Genomic DNA, 3,250 nt, shown 5'->3' with positions numbered 1-3,250 from the left:
CATCTCTTTGCGAACCGCCGAGTACGTGACCCGTATGCTCGGTGGTGTGAGAGGCTCTCCCTGCTAGTTTCTAGTGGGGCAGTCTACTCGATTATGCCTTCGTTGTTCTTTCATCCGTCTGTCAGTGCGTTAGGGAAGGCACACTCTTTGGCAAGTTTTGGTCAAGCGATGGGATTGTGTGACTTGCCAATGTGTGTGACTTTGAAGCGTTGGCTTTTGTCTTGTTAAAAATGTCGTTGTTTTCAATTAGGTCTGAAATTACTGCCTCAATTACTGGAACTGAAACAGCATTACCCATTTGTTTATAAACTGCGTTGTCGTTGTCTAATAGTTTGTATGTGTCAGGAAAACCTTGAAGTCTTGCACATTCTCTCGGTGTCATTTTTCTTGCTCTACCATTTTGAACAATTCCAAGTCTGTTTGTGTCAGAAGCTGTCAAAGTAATTGAAATACTTTCAGGGTCAAGGAATTTGAAAACTTCAAAAGACATATTTCCTGCTACTGGATTGTATTTGTCTTCATAGGCACTCAAGTAACCTTTGTTTACCAATGAATTCAAAATCGTTTCAAGGTCGTTCTTTTTATAAAATGTTTTTATTTGTTCCACTGTCAATGACTTTCCGTCCTGATGAGTACCAAAAGTTTTCTTTCTTCTATTCCCGATTAAAAGATTTAAAAATTCAATTTCTGCTTTTGTACACTTTCCTTTAATTCCTAATTCCCAAGAGTGAATTGCTTGCCCACCTCTGTAATCAATAAGTCTATATCCGTGAAGTTTAGATAAATCTTCACCGACTACATTTTTTAATTTATCTACAAAGTCTTTTGTACACTCGTATTTATCTGGAAATTCTTTTTCAAGAATATCCTTTACTACTCGAATTGTTTTCGGTTCTGAAAAAAGTGAAGTTTGTCCGTTTTGTTCTTTAAATTTATGAGAGTCGGAAGCACCAACGTCAGAGTGAAGTTTCATTTTTATTGGTTCCTCTAACGTTCCAAGAATGTATATTCTCACTCTGTTTTGAGGAACACCAAAATTGCTACTGTTTAATAAAAGATAATTGACACTGTACCCAAGGTTTTTTAAACTATGGATGATTGTTTCAAAAGTCCGTCCTTCATCGTGTGTTGTAAGTCCTCTAACATTTTCCAACAAGAAGCCTTTGGGCTTGTATTTAGCAAGCAGTCTTTCTACTTCAAAAAAAAGTGTTCCTCTAGTTTCGCCAAAACCTCTGCGTTTTCCAGCGTATGAAAACGATTGGCAAGGAAACCCTGCTAACATAAAATCAAAAGGTGGTAATTCCTCAACTTGTGTAACGTCTGAATATGGATTGTGTCCAAAATTCAATTCATAAGATGCACAAGCATTCTTATCAATCTCTGATGAAAACACACATTCAGTTTTTAAATTAAACTTTTTACAAGCTTGTTCAAAACCTAAACGAATGCCACCAGTTCCTGCGAATAAATCAATGAATTTTATCATAACACACTTTTTATCCAGTTAGACAATACTTTGAATTCCGCAAGAGTGTAAGCAACTGTACAGTCGCTGTGATTACAAATTGTAGAAATTGCAGATGAACGTTGGAAATTTCCTGCACCGTCAAGAACATAAGCAATGTGGTAACCGCTTTTGTGAATTAATGCCTGACGGTCGGCTGCTTGTCCTGCTTTTCTTTCTATGGTGCTATTTGTGGTAACTTGGAAGCTAACTTCTATTCCAACTTTTTTCTTTCCTTTTTCAACAACTAAGTCGAATGGCATTCCACCTTTTTTATCATAACCGTCAATGGTAATATATCCATTACGAATGATTTTGTATTTGTCTCCAAGCTCTTTAGTAAGGAAACTTACTATTTCTGTTTGGGCTAATTGACCCAAACTATTTGCAGTTGCACCGCTTGTTTGTTTACTGACGATTATATATCTCTGTTTCACGAATTTTGTCAACACATCCTCATCGCCAAGCATAGTTCCAATTTCACAAGCAGTTAAGCCAGCGTGTTCAGCATAATCAGAAGTTGAAGCAAACAATAAAAGTGCAATCATATCGCACGTTAAATCGTCTAATTCCTTTTCTATAATTAATCCTGAACCGTCTATGAACAGCTTTTTACTGTTCAATCCATTAACAGGTAAAGCTTTAAACTCGTATCTAAATGATTTTTCTTTCCAAATGAAATCGAAATAGTATTTTCCATTTGCACCTTTTCCTTTTGGAAAAATGTCTTTGAAAGAACGACCTAAACGTTGAATTGGTTCGCCTCCATAATCTGACAAAACAGCTAAATGTTTTAGAAAAAGATTAGCTGGATATTTAGCAACCTTTATTAAGTCAAAAAGCTGAAATGGGTCATTTTTACTTAAAACGATAAGATGCAAAAAGTCATCTTGCGTTTTGAGAAGCAAAGGAAGAACATTAGCTAACGCATTTTTTGTTTTTAATTCTTCGGGCCACCACATTGCAGCCTTTGTTTTAAGTTCCGTTATATTTCTGTTGTATTTAGGCATTATGAGTTTTTAGATATTTAATTTTGCTTTCAGCTACCTTCAAAATGTTTAAATCCGTTTCTTCGTTCAAGATTTTATAAACGATTTGGTCGCTAAGAAATTCATCAACCAATTCTTTTTCATCTACTTTAAAAAAGTCAGCAAGTTGTTTTATTAGTTGTCGAGTTGGCTGTCTTTCATTGCGTTCAATTTTTGCAAGGAGAGAAGTGTCAAGAGATAAACTTGTAGCAACTTCACGCAATGTCAAGCCATTTATTTCTCTCAGTGTCCTGAGATGTTCTCCGAAAGTTGTAAATTTTTTCACGACTGTCATTTGGTCAATTTGTGTCCAAAAATAGGTGATATTTTCTTTTGGTCAAAAGTAGTCCACAAGTTTTTATTCACATTGTCGTGGGTGGGAAATTTTAGCTCTTTTGGTTGCGAAGCGGTCAGCTGAGTGTCGGGCAACCAAATGTGCTAAAATGTGCGGTTGGCTGTTTCGTCTTCTTGTCGAAGTCTGTCGGTTTGCACGGTCGTCCTACAATGAGGCATAACGTTTTGCAGCTTGGCGAAGTGGCGGATTTAGAAGCACTTACTTTCAATCTAGCACTAATGTTTATTAGAAATCCGAATGTTCAATTTAGCACTGAACCCGCCATTTTGCCAAACTGCTGTGTGTGCCCTGCATCCGCAGGACACACCCCGAAAGCTTTTCAAATAGTTCAAAAATACAAATTTGGATTACAAAAACTAATTT

At 36.5% G+C, this 3,250-nt stretch carries 4 protein-coding genes; 1 reads left to right on the top strand and 3 read right to left on the bottom strand.

Annotated elements, in window-relative coordinates:
• Positions 1-121 precede the first annotated feature (121 nt).
• Genes H601_RS15815 through H601_RS0112885 form a run of 3 tightly spaced genes read right to left on the bottom strand, consistent with a single transcriptional unit; the run spans position 122 to position 2,818 of the window.
• Positions 122-1,486, bottom strand: coding sequence for a DNA cytosine methyltransferase (locus H601_RS15815; RefSeq protein ID WP_084139986.1), 1,365 nt, complete (start codon positions 1,484-1,486; stop codon positions 122-124).
• The gene (locus H601_RS0112890) at positions 1,483-2,514 is read right to left on the bottom strand and encodes a hypothetical protein (protein ID WP_026711876.1); all 1,032 of its coding nucleotides are present in this window, start codon (positions 2,512-2,514) and stop codon (positions 1,483-1,485) included. The genes H601_RS15815 and H601_RS0112890 overlap by 4 nt, the downstream gene beginning before the upstream one ends.
• Complete coding sequence (locus H601_RS0112885) at positions 2,507-2,818, bottom strand: helix-turn-helix domain-containing protein (RefSeq protein WP_084139987.1); 312 nt, start codon at positions 2,816-2,818, stop codon at positions 2,507-2,509. Before H601_RS0112885 ends, H601_RS0112890 begins: the two co-directional genes overlap by 8 nt.
• A 218-nt stretch (positions 2,819-3,036) precedes the next feature.
• On the opposite strand from H601_RS0112885, the gene H601_RS16730 reads away from it, so the two are divergent.
• A partial coding sequence (locus tag H601_RS16730) for a hypothetical protein (protein ID WP_035656025.1) occupies positions 3,037-3,250 on the top strand: 214 nt, incomplete at its 3' end.

This window comes from Flavobacterium filum DSM 17961 (assembly GCF_000425465.1).
GTDB classification, from domain to species: domain Bacteria; phylum Bacteroidota; class Bacteroidia; order Flavobacteriales; family Flavobacteriaceae; genus Flavobacterium; species Flavobacterium filum.
This window is presented reverse-complemented; position numbering and strand designations above follow the sequence as displayed.